The following is a 19,492-nucleotide window of genomic DNA, read 5'->3' on the forward strand; positions in this document are numbered from 1 at the left end:
CGCGGACGAGGAGGAGACATGACGGCGACGACGCCCGTGCTCGACGCACGGCTGCGCAAGGCCCTCGGCGAGCAGACCATCGAGCTGCCCTCGTGGGCGTTCGGCAACTCGGGCACGCGTTTCAAGGTCTTCGGTACCCCCGGGACCCCGCGCGACCCCTACGAGAAGATCGCGGACGCCGCGCAGGTGCACGCCTACACCGGCATCGCGCCGCGGGTGTCCCTGCACGTCCCGTGGGACCTGGTCGACGACTTCGCCGACCTGGCCCGGCACGCCAAGGAGCACGGCGTGACCATCGGGATGATCAACTCGAACCTGTTCCAGGACGACGACTACAAGCTCGGGTCGCTCACGCACTCCGACCCGGCCGTGCGCCGCAAGGCGGTCGCCCACCACGTGCAGTGCATCGACGTCATGCGCGCCACGGGGTCCAAGGAGCTGAAGGTCTGGCTGCCGGACGGCACCAACTACCCCGGCCAGGACTCGATCCGCGCCCGCCAGGACCGGCTCGCCGAGTCGCTGGCCGAGATCTACGCGGAGCTCGACGACGACCACCGGATGGTGCTCGAGTACAAGTTCTTCGAGCCGGCGTTCTACCACACCGACGTCCCGGACTGGGGCACGTCGCTGCTGCACTGCCTCGCGCTGGGGGAGAAGGCGAACGTCGTCCTCGACACCGGCCACCACGCGCCCGGCACCAACATCGAGTTCATCGTGGCGCAGCTGCTGCGCCAGGGCCGGCTCGGCGCGTTCGACTTCAACTCGCGGTTCTACGCCGACGACGACCTCATGGCCGGCGCCGCGGACCCGTTCCAGCTGTTCCGGATCATGCACGAGATCGTGCAGGCGGACGCGCTGCGCCCGGAGTCGGGGGTGAACTTCATGCTCGACCAGTGCCACAACATCGAGGAGAAGATCCCCGGCCAGATCCGCTCCGTGATGAACGTCCAGGAGGCCACGGCCAAGGCGCTGCTCGTCGACGCCGAGGCGCTCGACGCGGCGCAGCGGTCGGGCGACGTGCTCACCGCGAACGGCGTGCTCATGGACGCCTACAACACCGACGTGCGCGGCCTCCTCGCCGACCTGCGCACCGAGCAGGGCCTGGACGCCGACCCGATGGCGGCGTTCGCGGCCTCGGGCTACCTGGCCCGGATCGCGGCCGAGCGGGTGGGCGGCCAGCAGGCCGGCTGGGGCGCCTGACCATGACGACGACCACCGACACCGTGACGGTCGCGGACCGGGTTCTCGACGGCCCGCACGGCGACCTGCGGGTGCGCGTCTACCTGCCCGCCACGACGCCGACGGCGGGCCTCGTGTGGGCGCACGGCGGCGGCTTCATGCACGGCGACCTCGACATGCACGAGGGCGACGGCGTCGCGCGGCACGTCGCCGCGTCCGGCGTGGCCGTCGTCAGCGTCGACTACCGGCTGGTCCCGGAGATCGACCGGGCCGCCGTGGCGGCCGACCCGGGCGCGGCGGAGCACCCCGACGGCGTCCGCTTCCCCGTGCCGTCGCAGGAGGTCGCGTTCGCGTTCGACTGGGCCCGCGGGGCGGGCCTGGGCGTGGAGCCCGGCCGGTGGTCGATCGGCGGCGCCAGCGCCGGGGGCAACCTGGCCGCGGGAGCGTCGCTGCGACTGCGTGACGCGGGGACGCCGGTGCGCAGCGTCGTGCTGGCCTACCCGGTGGCGCACTACGCGCTGCCGCCGCACTCGGCCGAGCTCGCCGCCAAGGTCGCCGCGATCCCGGGCGGCAGCTTCCCGCCCGCGCTCGTCACGGCGATGAACGACAACTACCTGGGCCACACCGACGGCACGGCGTCGCCCTACGCGTTCCCCGGCGGCGACCCCGACGAGCTGCGCGGCCTGGCGCCCACGTTCGTGCTCACCTCCGACCACGACGGCCTGCGCTCCTCCGGCGAGGCCTATGCCGCCGAGCTGGCCTCGGCGGGCGTCGACGTGCTGCTGGTGCGCGAGGACGGCACCCGGCACGGTCATCTCAACCAGCCCGACGACCCCGGCTGCGCGCGCAGCATCGCGCGCATGGCCGCCTGGCTCACCACCGACGCCCTCGTCGGCACCACGCACGAGCCGACGCGCTGACCACCCTCTCGCACGCACATCCCTCACGTCCGTCGGCCGACGGACCGATCTCCGGAGCACCGATGACGAACCAGACCGTCGCTTCCCTCGTCGCGCGTTCGAACCGCTTGGGCGCCGACCCGAAGAACACCAACTACGCCGGCGGCAACACGTCCGCCAAGGGGACCGAGCGTGACCCGGTCACCGGGCAGGACGTCGAGCTCCTGTGGGTCAAGGGCTCCGGCGGCGACCTCGGCACCCTCACCGAGAAGGGCCTCGCCGTCCTGCGCCTCGACCGGCTGCGCGCGCTCGTCGACGTGTACCCGGGCGTGGAGCGCGAGGACGAGATGGTCGCCGCGTTCGACTACTGCCTGCACGGCAAGGGCGGCGCCGCGCCGAGCATCGACACGGCCATGCACGGCCTGGTCGACGCCGCGCACGTGGACCACCTGCACCCGGACGCCGGCATCGCGATCGCGACCGCCGCCGACGGCCCGGCCCTCACCGCCGAGATCTTCGGCGGCAAGGTCGTGTGGGTGCCGTGGCGCCGCCCCGGCTTCCAGCTCGGCCTCGACATCGCGGAGATCAAGGCCGCGCACCCTGACGCGATCGGCACGGTGCTCGGCGGGCACGGCATCACCGCGTGGGGCGACACCGCCGAGGAGGCCGAGGCGAACTCCCTGTGGATCATCGCCACGGCCGCCGCGCACATCGAGGAGCACGGCGCGCCGGAGCCCTTCGGCCCCGCGCTCGAGGGCTACGGCGCCCTGCCCGAGGCGGAGCGCCGCGCCAAGGCCGCCGCGCTCGCCCCGCACCTGCGCGCCGTCGCGTCGCACGACCGGCCGCAGGTGGGTCACTTCGCCGACGCCGACGTCGTGCTCGACTTCCTGGCGAGCGCCGAGCACCCGCGCCTCGCCGGGCTCGGCACCAGCTGCCCCGACCACTTCCTGCGCACCAAGGTGAAGCCGCTGGTCGTGGACCTGCCGGCCACCGCGACGGTGGAGGAGATCGTCGATCGGCTGCCCGCGCTGCACGAGGCGTACCGCGCCGACTACACCGCGTACTACGAGCGCGGCGCCGCCGAGGCCCGAGCCCGCGGCGAGGAGCCGCCCGCCATGCGCGGTGCGGACCCGGCGATCGTCCTCGTGCCCGGCGTCGGCATGTTCTCCTACGGCGCGGACAAGCAGACCGCGCGCGTGGCAGGGGAGTTCTACGTCAACGCCGTCAACGTGATGCGCGGCGCCGAGGCCCTGTCCACCTACGCCCCGATCGACGAGTCCGAGAAGTTCCGGATCGAGTACTGGGCGCTCGAGGAGGCCAAGCTCCAGCGCAAGCCGAGGCCGAAGCCGCTCGCCACCCGGGTCGCCTTCGTCACGGGCGCCGCGTCGGGCATCGGCAAGGCCATCGCCACCCGGCTCGCGGCCGAGGGCGCGTGCGTCGTCGTCGCGGACCTGGACCTGGAGAAGGCCCGGGCCGCCGCGGCCGAGCTCGGCTCGACCGACGTCGCCGTCGGGCTCGCCGCGAACGTGGCGGACGAGGCCGCGGTGCAGGCCGCCCTGGCGGAGGCCGTCCTCGCCTTCGGCGGCGTGGACATCGTCGTGAACAACGCCGGCCTGTCGCTGTCCAAGTCGCTCTTCGACACCACCGAGGCGGACTGGGACCTGCAGCACGACGTCATGGCCAAGGGTTCGTTCCTCGTGGCCAAGAACGCCGCGCGCATCCTCGTGGACCAGAAGCTCGGCGGCGACATCGTCTACATCTCGTCGAAGAACTCCGTGTTCGCCGGCCCCAACAACATCGCGTACTCGGCCACCAAGGCCGACCAGGCGCACCAGGTGCGGCTGCTGGCCGCCGAGCTCGGCGAGCACGGCATCAAGGTCAACGGCATCAACCCCGACGGCGTCGTGCGCGGGTCCGGCATCTTCGCCTCCGGGTGGGGCGCCAACCGCGCCAAGACGTACGGCATCGAGGAGCAGGACCTGGGCAAGTTCTATGCCCAGCGCACGCTGCTCAAGCGCGAGGTGCTGCCCGAGCACGTCGCCAACGCGGTCTACGCGCTGTGCACGTCCGACTTCTCGCACACCACCGGCCTGCACGTGCCCGTCGACGCCGGCGTGGCGCAGGCGTTCCTGCGATGAGCCGGGCGGGGACGCTCGCCGCCGTCGACCTGGGCGCCACCAGCGGCCGGGTGATCCTCGGGCACTTCTCTCCCGAGGGACTGCGGCTGCAGCACGTCGCGAGGTTCCCGAACGACCCGGTGCGCACGCCGGACGGGCTGCACTGGAACCTCCTGGAGCTGTACCGGCAGGTGCTCGACGGCCTCGCCGCGGCCGAGCGCGAGGCCCCCGGGGAGATCCTGGGCGTCGGGATCGACTCGTGGGCGGTGGACTACGGCCTTCTGCGCGACGGCCGGCTGCTCGGCGTGCCGTACCACTACCGCGACGACCGCACCGCCGCCGGGGTGGAGCGGGTGCACGCGCAGGTCGACGCCGCCGAGCTCTACCGGCGCAACGGCCTGCAGCACCTGCCGTTCAACACCGTGTTCCAGCTCGCCACGGAGGGCCCGCTGCTCGGCCTCGCCGACCGGGTGCTGCTGGTGCCCGACCTGCTGGCGCACTGGCTCACCGGGGCCGAGGTCGCGGAGCGCACCAACGCCTCCACGACCGGGCTGCTCGACGCGCGCACGGGGGAGTGGGACACGGAGCTCGCCGGCCTGGTCGGTGTCCCGGCGGGCGCCCTGCCGCGCATCGTCGACCCGGGCACGTCGCTCGGGACGCTCTCGCCGGACGTCGCGCGGCTGGTCGGCCGGGCGCTCGAGGTGACGGCCGTCGGCTCGCACGACACGGCCTCCGCCGTCGTCGCCGTCCCCGCCACCGACCGCGACGTCGCCTACGTCTCGTGCGGCACCTGGGGGCTGGTGGGGCTCGAGCTCGACCACCCGGTGCTCACCGAGGACGCCCGCGTGGCGGGCTTCACCAACGAGGGCGGCGTCGACGGCCGCACCCGGTTCCTGCACAACGTGATGGGGCTGTGGCTGCTGTCCGAGTCGATCCGCACGTGGGAGCGCGAGTCGACGGCGGCGCAGCGGTCGAGCACCCTGCAGGAGCTGCTCGCCGAGGCGGCGCGCGTCACCGCGCCGGTCGCCGTGTTCGACGTCGACGACCCGCGGTTCCTGCCGCCGGGCGACATCCCGGGCCGGATCGCCGACTGGTGCCGCGAGCACGGCCAGCCCGTCCCGGCCACCCGGGGCGAGTACGTGCGCAGCATCGTGGAGAGCCTCGCGCAGGCGTTCGCGGACGCCGTCACCACGGCGGCGCGCCTCGCCGGCCGCACCGTCTCGACCATCCACGTGGTGGGCGGCGGCGCGCAGAACACGCTGCTGTGCCAGGCGACGGCGGACCGCTCCGGGCTGCCGGTCGTGGCCGGCCCGGTCGAGGCGACCGCGATCGGGAACCTGCTGGTGCAGGCCCGCGCCTGCGGGCTCGTGGACGGCGGCCTGGAGGAGCTGCGCGCCCTCGTCGCCGCCGCGTTCACGCCCGAGCGCTACGCGCCCCGGTAGGCCTCGCCCGCCGTCGCGCCGCCTGCCGGCGCGGGGGTGCCGAACCGGGCCCACACGTGCTTCTCGCCGTGGCCCGTGCGGTACCAGCCGACGCTGTCGGCGACGGCCTGGGCGAGGCGGAGGCCGTGCCCGCCCTCGCCGGGCTCGCGGCCGAGCGGGACGACCGGCGGCGCCTCGGGGCTGTGGTCCACGACGTCGAGCACGGCCACGTCGCCGTCGCACAGCAGCCGGGCGGTGACCGGGGGCCGGGCGTGCTCCAGGGCGTTCGCCACCAGCTCGCTCGCGACGAGCACCATCCGCTGCCGGCCGGACAGCCCGCCGGCGGCGTCCGTCGGGCCGCCGCGTGCCGCGGGGCACGCGCAGGGGAGCCGCGACTCGAGCTCGGCGCGGACGTCCGCGAGCTGGTCGACGCTGCGCAGGGTCCAGGTCCCGACGACGTCGAGCCGACCGGGAGGCGACGCCTCCACCGGGGTCACCGACGTCCGTCCTGAACCATGCCGTCTCCTGTGCCACGGGGGTGGATCACTCCGCGAGGGCCGCTCCGGCGGCCGGGTCCGTCGTCGACCCTACTGCCCGTGGCCCACCCCCGCGCGCCGGTCCGGGCCCGGTGCGCGGGGGTGGGCCACGGGCCCGTCTCTCGCCGTCGCGGCTACTTGATGCCCGCGGTCGAGAAGCCCGCCACGTAGCTGCGCTGCGCGAAGAGGAACACGATGATCATCGGCACGACGTAGAGGATCGACGCGGCCGCGATGAGGTTGTTGAGCGGGAAGCCCTGGTCGTTGACGTAGCCCGACGCGAGGGCGACGGCCAGGGTCGTGTTGTCATAGTTGAGCATCAGGTTCGGGGTGATGAAGTCGCCCCACACGCCCGTGAACGACAGCACGAACACCGTCACGATGATGGGCTTCGACACCGGCAGGAAGATCCGCATGAACGTGCCGAACCGCGAGCACCCGTCGAGCGTGGCCGCCTCTTCGAGCGCGCGGGGCAGGCCTGCGAAGAACTGGCGGTAGAGGAAAATCATGAACGGCGACCCCGAGAGGCCCCACAGCACCCACGGCCAGTAGGTGCCGACGAGGCCGATCTGCGAGAACAGCAGGTAGGTGGGGATCAGCGTGACGATGCCGGGGACGAGCATCATCGAGATGAGCACGCCGAACATGAACTTCTTGCCGGGGCCGCGCAGGCGGGCGAACCCGTACCCGACGAGTGCCGAGGAGAAGGTCGAGAGCACGCCCGAGATCGTCGCGAGGAAGAACGAGTTCAGCGCGTAGATCGCGAACGGCTCCTCCGTGAAGGCGCTCACGAAGTTCTGGATCGCGGCGGGCACCGGGATCCACACGAAGTCGCCGCTCGAGAGCTGGTCGGCCGACTTGAGCGAGGTGATGATCAGCAGCAGGAAGGGCAGCAGCAGGACGATCGAGATGATCGTGAGCGTGAGGAACACGCCGGGCCGCGCGCGCAGCCTCTCGCGCACCCCGCGGGGAGCGCCCGCGGTCGTGCTCGTCAGGGTCTCGGACATGGTCAGCGCCCCTCCTCGGACGGATCGACCGCGTAGAACACCGTGCGCCCGCCGATGCGGAACGTCAGCACGGTGACGACGAGGATGGCCAGGAAGAACAGCCAGAGCATGGCGGACGCCGGGCCGTACTGCGAGAACGCGAAGTACTTCGCGTAGACGTCGATCATGTAGATCTGGTTGGCCTCGGGGACCGCGGTGATCGCGGCCGCGCCGGCGGCGGGCGACAGCAGCAGTGCGGGCACGAAGGTCTGCAGCGCGCCGATCGTCACCGTGATCGTCTGGAACAGCATGACGGGCGAGATCGCCGGCAGGGTGATGTGCCAGAACCGCTGCGGCGGGTTCGCGCCGTCGAGCGTCGCGGCCTCGAGCAGCTCCTGCGAGACGTCCTGGAGCGCGGCGAGGTTGATGATCACGCCGGCGCCGATGCCCCACAGCATCACGCAGATCAGCACGCCGAACACGGCGTCGCCGTTGAACCAGTCGACCGCGTCGACGCCGAGGGTCGCGAGGAACGCGTTGAGGGCGCCCGTGTCGCGGTCGAAGATCAGCTTCCACGTGAGGGTCGCCGCGACGGGCGGCACGATGGCCGGCAGGTAGATGAACACGCGGAACCACGTACGCCCGCGCACCTTCTGGTTCAGCAGGATCGCCAGCAGGAGGCTGCCGACGATCGTGATCGGCACGACGGCGAGCGCCAGCAGGCCCGTGCGGCCGAGGCTCGCCCAGGTGTCGGGATCGCTCAGCACGTCGCTGTAGTTCTGCAGGCCCACCCACGAGAACGACGGGGAGATGCCGTCCCAGTTGGTCATGCTGATCGCGAACGCATAGATCAGCGGGAACAGCGTCAGCAGCACGGTGCCGAGGAGCCACGGCGAGATGAAGCCGTAGAACGCACGGCCCTCCTTGCGGCGGGCGAGCGACTGCCGCGCCTTCGGGGCCTTCGTGCCCTGCGGGGGAGCGGCGGCCTGCGTGGTCGTCTGCTCCTGGGTGAGGACGGTCATGAGGTCACATCCCTACGAGCGAGGCGCCGTTGGCGAGCAGCGCGTTGACGGACGTCGTGGTCGCGTCGGCCCACTGCCCGACGGTCATGTCGCCGCGCACGACGCGGGCGAACTTGTCGGAGAGCGACGCGTCGATGGCGGTGGGGTCGATGAACGGCGAGGCGGGGATCGCCTGCAGGTACTGCAGCTCGTTCATCTGCGTGTCGTACGCCTGCTTCTGCAGGGCGGTCTGCTGGGGCAGCGAGTCGTACAGGCTGTCGATCGGCGGGATCCCGCCGCCGAGCTTCGCGCGGTCGGCCGCGGGCTGCCCGCCGCAGAACCACTCGATGAACTGCCAGGCCTCGTCCTTCATCGTCGAGTCCTTGGCGATCCAGAACCCGGTCGCGGCGCGCGCGGGGCTGATGCGGGTGTCGCCCATGACCGGCGCCGGCACGAGCCGGGCGTGTTGCTCGACCTCGTCGTCGGGGGTGATCGTGCCCGTCATCCAGTAGCCGGCGCCGTCCATCGCGAGGCGCTGCGCCTGGAACGCGGGCCAGTCCCAGCCTTCGGGGCTGACGTCCACCAGCGTGTAGCCGACGCGCTCGCTCGCGACGTCGACGAACCACTGCATCGCGCGCTGCGCCTCGGGCGAGGTGAAGTCGATCACCGACAGGTCGTCGTTGTAGATCGTGCCGCCAGTCGTCGCGACCATCTGCGAGATCGACGCGACGGACGGGGTCGTGTTGAACAGCCCGTACTGCGCCACGCGCCCGCCCTTGCGGGACGTCATGGCCCGGCCGTGCTCGAGCAGCTCGTCGTACGTGAGCGGCATGTCGGCCGTGGGGATCGCGAGGCCCGCCTCCTCGAACATGCGGGTGTTGATCCAGTACATGAAGTCCTGCGACCAGTCCTTGGTCATGCCGTAGTACCGGCCCTGGCCCTGCACCTGGCCGTCCCACCGCCACACGTCGTTCACCACGGCGAGGTCGTCGTAGCTCACGACGCTCGACGCCTTCATGTAGTCGTCGAGCGGATGGGACAGGCCGCGGGCCGCGTAGTAGGCCGACTGCGAGGCGCCGGTCGCGCGCACGACGTCGGGCGGGTTGCCCGCCGCGATCATCGAGTTGAGGCGGACCTGGTCGAAGTTGATGAACGAGAGCCCGATGTCGGGGTGCGTCTGCTCCCAGGCGGCGAGCAGCTCGTCGGTGACCTCGCTCGACACGGTCATGACGGTGATCGTCCGGGCCTTGCCGCTGAACGAGTTGGTCGAGCAGCCCGCGAGGGCGAGGGCGGACATGCCTGCCGTCGTGAGCATCCCGCCGAGGAAGGCCCGGCGGGTGAAAGGCGCGGGTGTGCGCATGAACGTACCTCCATCGCTACGTGCGTCCGCCGCCGTCCCCGGCGGTCCGAACGGCCCTCATCCTGGGAGCGCCGCGGAGGTATGGTCAAGCCTCGATATTCATTCGCTCAGAAATCGAACATGGAGGTTCGATGGACCTGACACAGCGGCAGGGGCGGATCCTGGCGGAGCTGAAGCTGCACGGCAGCCTGTCGGCCACCGACTTCGCCGGGCGCATGGGGATCTCGGCCATGACGGTGCGGCGCGACCTGGGCGAGCTCGCCGACCGGGGCATGCTGCGCCGCGTGCACGGGGGAGCGGTCCCCGTCGACGAGGCGGTGCGGCCCGAGCGGGCCGACGTGACGGCGGCGGGGCACCGTCCGCCGCCGCGGTCGTCGACGGTGCCGGCCCCCGCCGCGAAGGAGCCGCTGTTCACGTTCGGCTTCGTGGTCCCCGACCCGGGCTACTACTTCCCGGCGATCGTGGACGGGGCCGTCGAGCGCGTGCAGACGATGGGCGGCCGGCTCGTCCTGGGGATCTCCGACTACGACCCCGAGCGCGAGCGCGCCCAGGTCCAGCGGATGATCGAGCGCGGCGTCGACGGGCTGCTCGTCACGACGAGCACGAACGACGAGTTCGAGACGTTCGGGCAGCTCGTCGACTCACCGGTCCCCGTCGTCGTGGTCGAGAGGTCGCTCGACGACGCGGTGAACGCGGGTGCCCTCGACCTCGTGCGCACCGACCACGCGGCGGGCGCGGTCGTCGCGATCCGCCTGTTCGCCGAGCTGGGCCACCGGCGCGTGGGCATGGTCACGTTCGAGACGCCGACGATGCCGCACCTGCGCGTCGGGTTCGACCGCGCGGTCCGGGCCTTCGGGCTCGACGACGTCGACGCGGTCGAGGTCGTCGACCATCGGCAGGGGATCCGCGAGCAGAGCGTCGCGTATCTCGAGCGGGCGCTCGCGGCCGGGGTGACGGCGGTGTTCGTGCACTCCGACCGCTATGCCGTGGAGTTCGTCGAGGCGGTCCTCGCGATCGGGCTGTCGATCCCGGGCGACCTGTCGGTCATCGCCTACGACGACGAGGTCGCCTCGCTGGCCGCCGTCCCCCTGACCGCCGTGGGGCCGCCCAAGCGGGACGTCGGCTGGGTCGCGGTCGGCATGCTGTTCGACCGCGTGTCCACCACGGCCGAGCGGGTGCTCACCTCGCGCCACGTGACGCTGCGGCCGAACCTCGTGCCGCGGCGCTCCACGGGCACGCCCGCCTCGATGTTCGAGTGATGTGCGTTTGAACTGGATCGCTTGACGCCGTTCGTCGCCGTCGCGTTGCGTTGGTCCTGCCGTCGGAGACGAAGGAGAAGCCGACATGCCGCACCCCGAGGACGATGTGCGACGGACCGTCGCGTTCCTCATGCCCGACAGCACGTTCTCGAGCGTCTTCGACGCTCCCGAGGTCGCGCGGCTCATCGCCGACCCTCGGCTGCGCCTGCTGGCCCCCGAGCCGCTCGATCCCACGGATCCCGCCGACCGCGCGCTGCTCGCCGAGGCCGAGGTGGTGATCACCGGGTGGGGCACGCCCACCGTCGAGGGCGACGTGCGCGACGCGCTGCCGTCGCTCGTCGCGGTCGCGCACTCGGCGGGGACCGTCCGGCCCGTCGTGACCGACGCCCTGCTCGACAGCGGCGTGGCCGTGGCGTCGAGCGCGGGGGCCAACGCCGTCCCCGTTGCCGAGTTCGCGCTCGCGATGGTGATCCTCGCGGCGAAACGCGTGCTGTGGGCGAGCGAGCAGTACCGCGCGCTCGGCCGCCAGCCCGACTCGGGGAGGACGTGGCCCGCCATCGGGGCCCACGGCATCCGCGTGGGCGTCGTCGGCGCCTCGCACGTGGGGCGCCTGCTGATCGACCGCCTCGCGACGCTCGACGTCGAGGTGGTCGTGTCGGACCCGACCCTCGACGACGAGCAGCGCCGCGCGCTGGGCGTCGAGGTCGTGCCGCTCGACGAGCTCGTCGCGACGAGCGACGTCGTCACGCTGCACGCGCCGTCGCTGCCGTCGACGCGCGGCATGATCAGCCGGGAGCTCATCGAGCGCATGCGACCCGGCGCGACCCTCATCAACACGGCTCGCGGCGAGCTCGTCGACGAGCAGGCGCTCGCCGACCGCCTCGACCGGGGCGACCTTGTGGCGCTGCTCGACGTCACGGGCCGCGAGCCGCTGCCGGAGGGCGACCGGCTGTGGTCGACGCCCAACACCTTCCTGACCCCGCACCTCGCGGGCTCGGTCGGCAACGAGAACTCCCGCCTCGCCGCGCACATCGTCGACGAGGTGGTCCGCTTCGGCGAGACGGGCGCGTTCGCCGAGCCGATCACCGGCCGCCACCTGGCCGTCATCGCGTAGCCATGGCCGACACGACGTCGTTCCTCGGCCGGTTCACGCGCGACGCCCGCGCCGCGCTCGACCCGGACCGGTGGGCCCCGGCCCCGCCCGTGACCGACCGCGGCGCCTGGTCGGGCGTCGGCGACGCCGACCGGGAGGCGCTGCTCGCGGCCGCCGGCGCGTGGCGCCGTTCCGCGGCCGCCCAGGCCCCGTGCCTCACCCTGTGGGCGCACTATGCCGGGACCGGCGAGCGCATGCCCTACGAGAACGCGCAGCTCGCGCTGCTGAACGAGGTCGCCTCGGCGACGTTCGCGTGGGGCGTGACGGGCGACGGCGCTGCGTGGGCGCCGCGGCTCGCCGACGCCGTGTGGCGGCTGTGCGAGCTCACCGCATGGTGCCTCCCCTCGCACTACGCGATCCCGGAGACGGGCGAGCGGCCGCCACTCCCCGTGCCCGGTCGCGACGTGCTCGACCTCTCGTGCGGGTATGTCGGCGGCCTGCTCGCCGCGGTCGACCGCGTGGCGGGCGACGCCCTCGACGCCGCGTTCCCGGGGATCCACGCGCGGGTTCGCCACGAGATCCGCCGTCGCGTGCTCGACCCCTGGGACCGCGACACCTACGCCTGGGCCGAGGGCGAGGACGGTCGCCCGCCGAACAACTGGGCGCCGTGGGTCGTGTCGAACGTGCTCGCCTGCACCATGGCGGTCGAGGGCGACCGCGCAGCGATCGAGAGCACCGTCGAGCGCGCCATCGTGATCCTCGACCGCTTCCGCGCGGGGTACGCCGACGACGGCAGCTGCGAGGAGGGCGCCACCTACTGGTGGTGGGCCGGCGCCACGCTGTTCGAGGCGCTCGAGGTCGTCGAACGGGCCACCGGCGGGGCCTACGACGGGTTCGCCGTGCCGCCCGTCGCGGCGATGAGCCGCTTCCCACTCGCGATGCAGATCGACGCCGACAGCCAGGTGAACTTCTCGGACGGGTCACCGGCCCACCCGCCGAACGCGGTGTGGCACCTGCTCGCCCGCTTCGGCGAGCGCGTCGGCGACGACGAGGTCGTGCGCCACGCGCGGTGGATGGGCCGCGCCCACCCGCTGGGGTTCGACGGACAGCTCGCGCCGATGTTCCTGCGGACCCTCGCGGCGCTGCGGGACCCGGGCTGGGCGGAGGCGGGGCCGTCCGAGCCCGGCATGCCCGCGTCCTGGTACGCCCCCGGCACCGAGGTCGCCGTCGCCCGAGAGCGCACGCACGACGCCGCGGGCCTCGCGCTCGCCGTGAAGGGCGGCCACAACGACGTCAGCCACAACCACAACGACGTGGGCGGCCCCATCGTGTCGCTCGACGGTCACCCGGTGCTCATCGACGTGGGCGTGGGCGACTACGTCCGCGACACGTTCATGCCCGACACCCGCTACACGATCTGGACCATGCGCAGCGCTTGGCACAGCGTGCCGCTGCCGGACGGGGTCGAGCAGCGGCACGGCGCCGAGTTCCGGGCGAGGGGCACGACGTTCGCCGACGACGGGTCCGTCGCCTCGCTGAGCATGGACCTCACCGCCGCGTACCCCGCGGAGGCAGGTCTCGCGTCGATCACGCGCACGGTCGCGCTCGACCGCCGTGCGGGCGAGGTGCGCATCGACGACGCCTGGCGGTTCGCGGGCGACGGCGAGATGCGGCTCGTGCTCATGACGGCCGACGAGCCGCGCCCCGTCGCGGGCGGCCTCGCCGTAGGCCCTGCGCTCGTCGCGTTCGACGACGGCCTCGGCGTCGTCACCGAGCGCGTCGACATCGACCCCGCCGACACGCGCCTCGTCCGCGCCTGGGGCGCGGCGGTGCACCGCACGATCCTCACCGCGCCCGCGGGTGTCGAGGGCTCGGCCCGCGTCGTCGTGCGGAGGGCGTGATGGACGGCGTGATGGACCCCTTCGTCCTGCCGCCCGACGACCGTGCGCTCTCGCCCGTCACGGGCTGGACCCGCGACCACTGGGTCGCCACGGGGCACCGCTGGCTCGACCAGGTGCGGCGCTTCTCGAGCCCGCTCGGTGCCGCCACCCGGCTGCCCGGCCGCGTGACGGGCGACGGCGAGCGGCGGGAGAGCATGGAGGCCGTCGGCCGCTCTTTCCTGCTGGCCGCGCCCCTCGTCGCGGGCACCTCGGGTCCCGGGTCCGACGACGCGCTCGAGTGGTACGCGCGCGCCCTGCTGGCGGGGACCGATCCCGACGGTCCCGAGGCGTGGCCGCTCGGCGTCACCTGCCGCGTGCCGATCACGGGCGTCACGAACAACATCGTCGAGGCCGCGAACATCGCCTTCGGCCTGCACGTCAGCCGGGACCGCCTGTGGGCGGGGCTCTCCCGGCCCGAGCAGCGGCAGATCGCCGCGTGGCTGCGCCATCACGCGCGCCTCGAGGTGTGGCACAACAACTGGCAGCTGTTCCCCGCCATGGCCGAGGGCTTCCTGCGGTCCGTCGACGAGGACACGTCGGGCTGCATCGGTGAGCGCAACGTCGCCCGCGTCGAGTCCTGGTACCTCGAGCAGGGCTGGTACACCGACGGCCCCGAGCATGCGATCGACTACTACAACGCGTGGGCCATCCACCCCTACCTGTGGGCGTGGTACGAGATGACGGGCCGCGCCGACACCCCCGAGGGCCGCCGGCACCGCGAGCGCCTGCACGCGTTCAGCGCGTCCTTCGCCGACCTCGTCGCACCCGACGGGTCCCTGCTGCACGTGGGCCGCTCGCTCACCTACCGCACGGCGGCGCTCGCCGCGGTGTGGTGCGCGGAGCTCGCCGGCGTGAACGCGCTGTCGCCCGGGCAGACCCGCGCCCTCGCGTCGGGCGTGCTGAAGCGGTTCGTGGACGCGGGCGTCGGCGTCGACGAGCCTCTCGACCTCGGCTGGCGCCGCCCGCACGAGCCCGTCGCGCAGACGTACAGCGGGTTCGGGTCGTCGTACCTCGCCGGCATCGGGTTCCTGGGGCTCGCCCTGCCCGACGACGCCGCGGTGTGGACCGAGCGCGAGCAGCCGCACGCGCCGCGGCCCCGCACGATCGCCGGCGCCGGATGGATCCTGCGGCCACAGAGCGACGGCATCGTGCGGCTCGTCAACCACGGCAGCGACCACTGCGAGATCCCCGTCGAGCCCACCCGGCCCGACCCCGACGACCCGCACTACGCGAAGCTCGGGTACTCCACGCACTCCGCGCCGGGCACGGGCCCGGCGTGGGAGGAGGGGGTCGACGGGCACCTCGCGCTCGTCGACGACGACGGGCGGGCCAGCAGGCGCGGCGTCCTCCGCGCGACGCGCACCGAGGGGCCGATCGCCGCGTCGACGCACGTCCCGCAGCGCGACGGTCGTCCCTTCCCGGGCGTCACCGTGGTGAGCGCGACGATCGTCGAGCGCGACCACGAGGTGCGCGCCCACCTCGTGCGCAGCGACCGCGGATGGCCCGTGCGCGAGGGCGGTTGGCAGGTCGCGGGCGACGCCGCCCCGCTGGCCTCGTCGGGCGGCCTCGCCGCGGCGGTCACGAACGCCGACGGGCTGACCGGCGCGATCGTCGGCCTCGCCGGGTGGGCGTCGTCGTCGGTCGTCGCGTCGACCGGGTCCGACGCGTTCGGCCCCGCCTCGGCGGTGCCCGTGCTGCACGGAGCCGTCGGCCCTGGCGACACCGTGCTCGTGAGCCTGCACGCGCTGTCGGCCCGGCCGCGGCCGCTCGACGGGGCGGTGACGGTCGCCGTCTCCGGCACCACCGTCACTGCCCGCTGGGGCACCGGCGCAGAGCATGAGATCGACCTCGCGACCTGGCTCTGGCCGGTGCTCCCCGCCTGACGAGGGCCCTATTCGACCGTCACGCCACCGATCACGAGCCAGCCGCTGTCGGTCGTCTCGCCCGCCGTCGCGAGCTCGATCGCCGGGGCGTCGTCGCGCGTCGTGTCCACGATCGCGACGCCCCAGCGGTAGCGGCCCTTCGCGACCCGGCCGACCGTGGGGGTCGACGTGTAGTCGTAGGTGTGCCGCTCGCGCCACGTGTGCGTCGGGATCGCGTCGTCGACGTACACCTCGACGGCCTCGCCCGACCGGTCGAGCAGCGCGAACGCCACCTGGTACTTGCCGTGCCACTGCGGCAGGTCGCTGGGGAAGAACGCCCACCCGGCGTTCGCCCACGTGTGCGCGATCGTCGCCGGTCCGCCCGGCGCCACCGTCGACGGCGCGGCGACGTGCTGCGGGTAGAGGCGGTAGCCGCCCTCGGCATTGAACTCCTTCACGAGGTCGAAGCAGTCCTCGAACCACGAGTCGGTCTCGCCCACGCGGAAGTCCATCGAGCTGACGTGCGCCTGCTGCGAGTCGTCGAACTCGCCCTGGCGCACGTCGGCGGCCGTCTCGTAGCCGCGGGGGTCGTCCGAGATCGTGTGGCTGCCGGTGACCCAGCCGCCCTCCATCACGATCGGCCGCTTGTACAGCCACGCGCCGGCGACCTCCCGCTCCCACTGCCCGTAGTAGGTCGTCATGCCGAACGCGTCGTGCCGCAGGATCCAGCCCTTGTCGTACGCGTAGTCGAGCAGCTCGCGGCTCTTCGGGTCCGCCGAGCCCCAGTCCTTCTCGGCGCCGATCATGCGGTGGTAGTTCACGGCCAGCGGCACGTCCGGGAACAGGCGCGTGTACAGGTCGATGTTCCAGTGGAACACCGCCTCGCGGTGGGCGCTGTCGAGGTACTTCATCGAGTGCCCCTCGCCCCATTTGCCCAGGCCGTACCCGTCGATGAAGTCCATCTCGTCGGGGTCGCCGAACCGGGCGGCCAGCGCCTCGAGGAACACCTCGTACTTCTGCTGGAAGACCGGGTCGTCGGGGTACGGCGACCACAGCGTCACCTCGCCGGTCTGCGACTCGTAGCCCTGCGCGCCGGCCGCGCGCACGTAGTCGGGCGTGAAGCCGTGGGGCTTGTCCCGGCTGTCGACGACCACGCGGAACGCGAGGCGCATGCGGCGCTTCTTCGCCTCGGCGAGCATCCACCGGAGCTTCTCGTCGGTGTCCCAGCCGTACACGCCCTCCTCGGGCTCGAGCACGGACCACGCGACGCGCATGTAGAGCGTCGGTGCGTAGTCCGACACCTTCACGGTGCCGTCCATGCCCGGCACCTGCATGGCGTCGTAGTGCTCCCAGTAGTCGTCGGCGACCGTCGCCGTGCTGTAGAGCACCCACCCGTTCAGCGGGTTGCGCAAAAAGCGGTCGGGGTCGTGCGTGAACGTCGTGGTGCGGGCGCCGCCCGACGTCGACGTGGCCGCCGCCGTCGCGGCCGACGGCAGCAGGATCCCTGCCGTCATCGCGAGCGCTCCCGTGGCCCCCATGCCCAGGACGGTGCGCCGCCCGAGCTCCTGATTCGTTCCCATCCGTGATCTCTCCTATGAGTCGATGGCGAGAGAAACACGCTCCCGCCCGGGGAATCGGGAGGGCAAGGGATGCGGGCCGCTCGCACACAAAGCGAACAGCGGCGGCCCGCACGCCTCACGCGGTCACGACCACGGACGGGATCCGGAGCGGCGCACCGGACGTGGTCAGCGCCGCCAGGGGCGCCAGCCGTCGTCGCCGGACAGGTACGCCTCGCGGGTGTGCGCGGCGGCCTCGTCGTCGGTCAGCTGCGGGCGGCCGTCGACGTCCTCGCCGGCGGGCGCGGCGCCCGGACCGGCGTTGCGGTACTCCCGCATGAAGTCGTCGCGCCACGACCAGCCGCTCATGTCCGACCAGGCCGGCGTGCCGACGTGCGCGCCCAGCCAGGAGTCGCGCACGACGACGGACGGGTCGACGAGCGGGTTGCTGCTCGGGTGCCACGGGCGGCCGAGGAAGACGGACCCCGCCGCCGCGTCGGAGGTGAACCGCGTGTGCGTGAACAGGAAGCCCTTGCCGCCCGGCACGGTCGCCGGGGCGGCCACGTACCCGTTGTTCGTCGCGGAGCCGCGGTCGAGCGAGCGGATCTCGGAGTCCTCGACGACGAGGGTGCCGCCGCCGTAGACGAAGTCGACGTCGCCCTCGATGTACGAGCCGGTGACCCAGGTGCGCGACGGCGCGTCCCCGGAGCCCGGGTCGGCCAGGTACGTGTCCTGGTTGCCCAGCAGCCGCACGCCGTCGAGCACCGTGCGGTCGCCGGCGGTGCGCAGCGCGAGCGCCTGGCTGCCACCGTTCGCGGCCTCGTCGTAGGCGTTCTCGACGGTGAGGTCGCGCAGCGTGACGTCGTCGGCCAGCACCGACAGCACCGGCGAGCCGGTGTGCCCGAACGTGCCGCCGTAGAACTTGGCCTGGCCGGCGGCGAGGTCGTAGGTGAGCACCACGTCCTCCGGGTCGCCCGTGGCGCCGCGGATCGTGATCCCGTCGGCGCCGGGCCAGACCCGCACCACCTCGCGGTAGACGCCCGGCTCGACGACGACGTCCACCGGGTGCGGCGACCGCGAGGCCGCGCCCACCGCGGCCCCGATCGACGCGTAGTCGCCGGTGCCGTCGAGCGCCACCGTGACCGTGCGGCGGACCTTCTCCGGCGCGCCGAGCGTGCCCGCGCCCTCCGTGACGATGCGGGTGACGTCGTCCACGGCGTCCGGCGTGTACGTGTACCGCGCGGCCGGGTCGAACGTCGGGCCGGTGTCGTCCTTGCGCCCGCGGATCGTCGTGAACCGGTTGTCGCGCGAGTCGACCTTCGACGCCGGGTCCTTGGCGACGATCGCGTCCTCGCCGTTCGAGTACACGCTCGACTCGACGACGAGCTGCGACGCGCCGCGCGACATCGTGCCGTACTGCGCCTGCCCGTCGAACCAGTTGTTGTAGAGGTGGCCGGCGGCGACGTTGTCGATGCTCGCGTTGCGCTGGTAGGTGTTCGAGAACCGGTTGTGGTGCATCGTGATCTCGGTGACCACGTTGTCGGTCCAGCCCACGCCCACCGTCTTGTTGTGGTCGTGCAGGTAGTTCCACGACAGCGTGACCGCCGTGGAGTCCTTGCGGACGTCGATCAGCCCGTCCCCCAGGCGCGTGAGCTCGTTGTGGTCGATCCACACGTGGCTGGACGTGTCGACGCGGATGCCGTCGTTGTCGTTGTCCGCGCTCTTGCCGTCCCAGTCGCCCGGCACGTACGAGTCGCGGAAGCGCAGGTTGCGCACGACGACGTTCTCCACGTGGTCGAGCCGCAGCCCCACGCCCACCAGCTCGGCGCCGGACGCGAACCCGACGATCGTCTTGTCGCTCGCCACGTCGATCATCGAGCCGAGCTCGGCCGGCTCGATGGTGCCCTTGACGTAGATCGTCAGCGGTTCGTCGGACGCCGCGGCCTCGGCGAGCGCGGCCGCGTCGCGGACGGTGACGGCGTCGCCGCCCGCGCCTCCGGTCGTGCCGTGCGGGAGGTCGTCGGTAGGGGTCGAGGCGAACCCGGTCGCGACGGGCGACCAGACCGGCCCGTCCGCCGTGGTGGTGGTCGGTGCGCCGATGCGCTCGAGGACGGCGGCGCCGGCCGCGCCCGGGTCGACGGCTGAGCCGGCATCGGGCGCCGCGTGGGCGGCGGGGGCGAGCAGGGTGAGCGCCAGCGCGGGCGCGCCGAGGGCGGCCACCACGCGGGCGGCCCGTCGGTGGCTGAGCGTGTCGAAACCTGTGGTCATGGTGCTCCTTGGTCA

General features: G+C 72.9%; 14 protein-coding genes. 8 read left to right on the forward strand and 6 right to left on the reverse strand.

The features are described 5' to 3' along the window. Positions 1-18 precede the first annotated feature (18 nt). From rhaI to ACQFYA_RS04240, 4 genes are all read left to right on the forward strand, one after another. On the forward strand, positions 19-1,200 hold the full coding sequence (rhaI, locus tag ACQFYA_RS04225; protein ID WP_499121775.1) for an L-rhamnose isomerase: 1,182 nt from the start codon (positions 19-21) through the stop codon (positions 1,198-1,200). Positions 1,201-1,202: 2 nt separating this feature from the next. Continuing rightward, positions 1,203-2,099, forward strand: a complete 897-nt coding sequence (locus ACQFYA_RS04230; protein ID WP_499121776.1) for an alpha/beta hydrolase — start codon at positions 1,203-1,205, stop codon at positions 2,097-2,099. 62 nt (positions 2,100-2,161) lie between these two features. Beyond that, positions 2,162-4,216, forward strand: a complete 2,055-nt coding sequence (locus tag ACQFYA_RS04235) for a bifunctional aldolase/short-chain dehydrogenase (protein ID WP_499121777.1) — start codon at positions 2,162-2,164, stop codon at positions 4,214-4,216. After that, positions 4,213-5,637, forward strand: coding sequence for a rhamnulokinase (locus ACQFYA_RS04240; protein WP_499121778.1), 1,425 nt, complete (start codon positions 4,213-4,215; stop codon positions 5,635-5,637). Before ACQFYA_RS04235 ends, ACQFYA_RS04240 begins: the two co-directional genes overlap by 4 nt. On the opposite strand, the gene ACQFYA_RS04245 is transcribed toward ACQFYA_RS04240, so the two are convergent. The 4 genes from ACQFYA_RS04245 to ACQFYA_RS04260 form a co-directional block, all read right to left on the reverse strand. Next, a complete protein-coding gene (locus ACQFYA_RS04245; RefSeq protein ID WP_499121779.1) occupies positions 5,622-6,113 on the reverse strand; it encodes an ATP-binding protein in 492 nt (163 codons plus the stop codon). The two genes, ACQFYA_RS04240 and ACQFYA_RS04245, sit on opposite strands and share 16 nt — an antisense overlap. Before the next feature lie 173 nt (positions 6,114-6,286). Next, on the reverse strand, positions 6,287-7,159 hold the full coding sequence (locus ACQFYA_RS04250) for a carbohydrate ABC transporter permease (protein ID WP_499121780.1): 873 nt from the start codon (positions 7,157-7,159) through the stop codon (positions 6,287-6,289). 2 nt (positions 7,160-7,161) lie between these two features. Beyond that, positions 7,162-8,160 carry a carbohydrate ABC transporter permease gene (locus ACQFYA_RS04255; RefSeq protein ID WP_499121781.1) on the reverse strand — a complete coding sequence of 333 codons (999 nt, stop codon included), beginning with the start codon at positions 8,158-8,160 and terminating at the stop codon, positions 7,162-7,164. Between the two features lie 4 nt (positions 8,161-8,164). After that, entirely contained in the window at positions 8,165-9,499 is a 1,335-nt protein-coding gene (locus ACQFYA_RS04260; RefSeq protein WP_499121782.1) for an extracellular solute-binding protein, read from the reverse strand. Between the two features lie 131 nt (positions 9,500-9,630). On the opposite strand from ACQFYA_RS04260, the gene ACQFYA_RS04265 reads away from it, so the two are divergent. The 4 genes from ACQFYA_RS04265 to ACQFYA_RS04280 all read left to right on the forward strand — a co-directional run bounded on the left by ACQFYA_RS04265 (position 9,631) and on the right by ACQFYA_RS04280 (position 15,674). Further along, on the forward strand, positions 9,631-10,758 hold the full coding sequence (locus ACQFYA_RS04265) for a LacI family DNA-binding transcriptional regulator (protein WP_499121783.1): 1,128 nt from the start codon (positions 9,631-9,633) through the stop codon (positions 10,756-10,758). Between the two features lie 85 nt (positions 10,759-10,843). After that, positions 10,844-11,872, forward strand: a complete 1,029-nt coding sequence (locus ACQFYA_RS04270; protein ID WP_499121784.1) for a hydroxyacid dehydrogenase — start codon at positions 10,844-10,846, stop codon at positions 11,870-11,872. A 2-nt stretch (positions 11,873-11,874) separates the two neighbouring features. Beyond that, positions 11,875-13,752, forward strand: coding sequence for a heparinase II/III family protein (locus tag ACQFYA_RS04275; protein WP_499121785.1), 1,878 nt, complete (start codon positions 11,875-11,877; stop codon positions 13,750-13,752). An 11-nt stretch (positions 13,753-13,763) separates the two neighbouring features. Beyond that, positions 13,764-15,674, forward strand: a complete 1,911-nt coding sequence (locus ACQFYA_RS04280) for a DUF2264 domain-containing protein (RefSeq protein WP_499121786.1) — start codon at positions 13,764-13,766, stop codon at positions 15,672-15,674. Between the two features lie 8 nt (positions 15,675-15,682). On the opposite strand, the gene ACQFYA_RS04285 is transcribed toward ACQFYA_RS04280, so the two are convergent. Both ACQFYA_RS04285 and ACQFYA_RS04290 read right to left on the reverse strand, forming a co-directional pair. Further along, positions 15,683-17,233 carry a hypothetical protein gene (locus ACQFYA_RS04285; protein WP_499121787.1) on the reverse strand — a complete coding sequence of 517 codons (1,551 nt, stop codon included), beginning with the start codon at positions 17,231-17,233 and terminating at the stop codon, positions 15,683-15,685. Positions 17,234-17,398: 165 nt separating this feature from the next. Beyond that, on the reverse strand, positions 17,399-19,477 hold the full coding sequence (locus ACQFYA_RS04290; RefSeq protein ID WP_499121789.1) for a pectinesterase family protein: 2,079 nt from the start codon (positions 19,475-19,477) through the stop codon (positions 17,399-17,401). Positions 19,478-19,492: the final 15 nt, after the last annotated feature.

This window comes from Promicromonospora sp. Marseille-Q5078 (assembly GCF_050315395.1).
Classification (GTDB): Bacteria; Actinomycetota; Actinomycetes; order Actinomycetales; family Cellulomonadaceae; genus Isoptericola.

Excerpts from the sequence above, each read along its gene's own strand:
- ACQFYA_RS04285 (WP_499121787.1), bottom strand. The coding sequence starts at position 17,233 with ATGGGAACGAATCAGGAGCTCGGGCGGCGCACCGTCCTGGGCATGGGG.
- ACQFYA_RS04240 (WP_499121778.1), top strand. The coding sequence starts at position 4,213 with ATGAGCCGGGCGGGGACGCTCGCCGCCGTCGACCTGGGCGCCACCAGC.
- ACQFYA_RS04265 (WP_499121783.1), top strand. The coding sequence starts at position 9,631 with ATGGACCTGACACAGCGGCAGGGGCGGATCCTGGCGGAGCTGAAGCTG.
- ACQFYA_RS04230 (WP_499121776.1), top strand. The coding sequence starts at position 1,203 with ATGACGACGACCACCGACACCGTGACGGTCGCGGACCGGGTTCTCGAC.
- ACQFYA_RS04260 (WP_499121782.1), bottom strand. The coding sequence starts at position 9,499 with ATGCGCACACCCGCGCCTTTCACCCGCCGGGCCTTCCTCGGCGGGATG.
- ACQFYA_RS04270 (WP_499121784.1), top strand. The coding sequence starts at position 10,844 with ATGCCGCACCCCGAGGACGATGTGCGACGGACCGTCGCGTTCCTCATG.
- ACQFYA_RS04275 (WP_499121785.1), top strand. The coding sequence starts at position 11,875 with ATGGCCGACACGACGTCGTTCCTCGGCCGGTTCACGCGCGACGCCCGC.
- ACQFYA_RS04290 (WP_499121789.1), bottom strand. The coding sequence starts at position 19,477 with ATGACCACAGGTTTCGACACGCTCAGCCACCGACGGGCCGCCCGCGTG.
- rhaI (WP_499121775.1), top strand. The coding sequence starts at position 19 with ATGACGGCGACGACGCCCGTGCTCGACGCACGGCTGCGCAAGGCCCTC.
- ACQFYA_RS04250 (WP_499121780.1), bottom strand. The coding sequence starts at position 7,159 with ATGTCCGAGACCCTGACGAGCACGACCGCGGGCGCTCCCCGCGGGGTG.
- ACQFYA_RS04280 (WP_499121786.1), top strand. The coding sequence starts at position 13,764 with ATGGACCCCTTCGTCCTGCCGCCCGACGACCGTGCGCTCTCGCCCGTC.
- ACQFYA_RS04235 (WP_499121777.1), top strand. The coding sequence starts at position 2,162 with ATGACGAACCAGACCGTCGCTTCCCTCGTCGCGCGTTCGAACCGCTTG.
- ACQFYA_RS04255 (WP_499121781.1), bottom strand. The coding sequence starts at position 8,160 with ATGACCGTCCTCACCCAGGAGCAGACGACCACGCAGGCCGCCGCTCCC.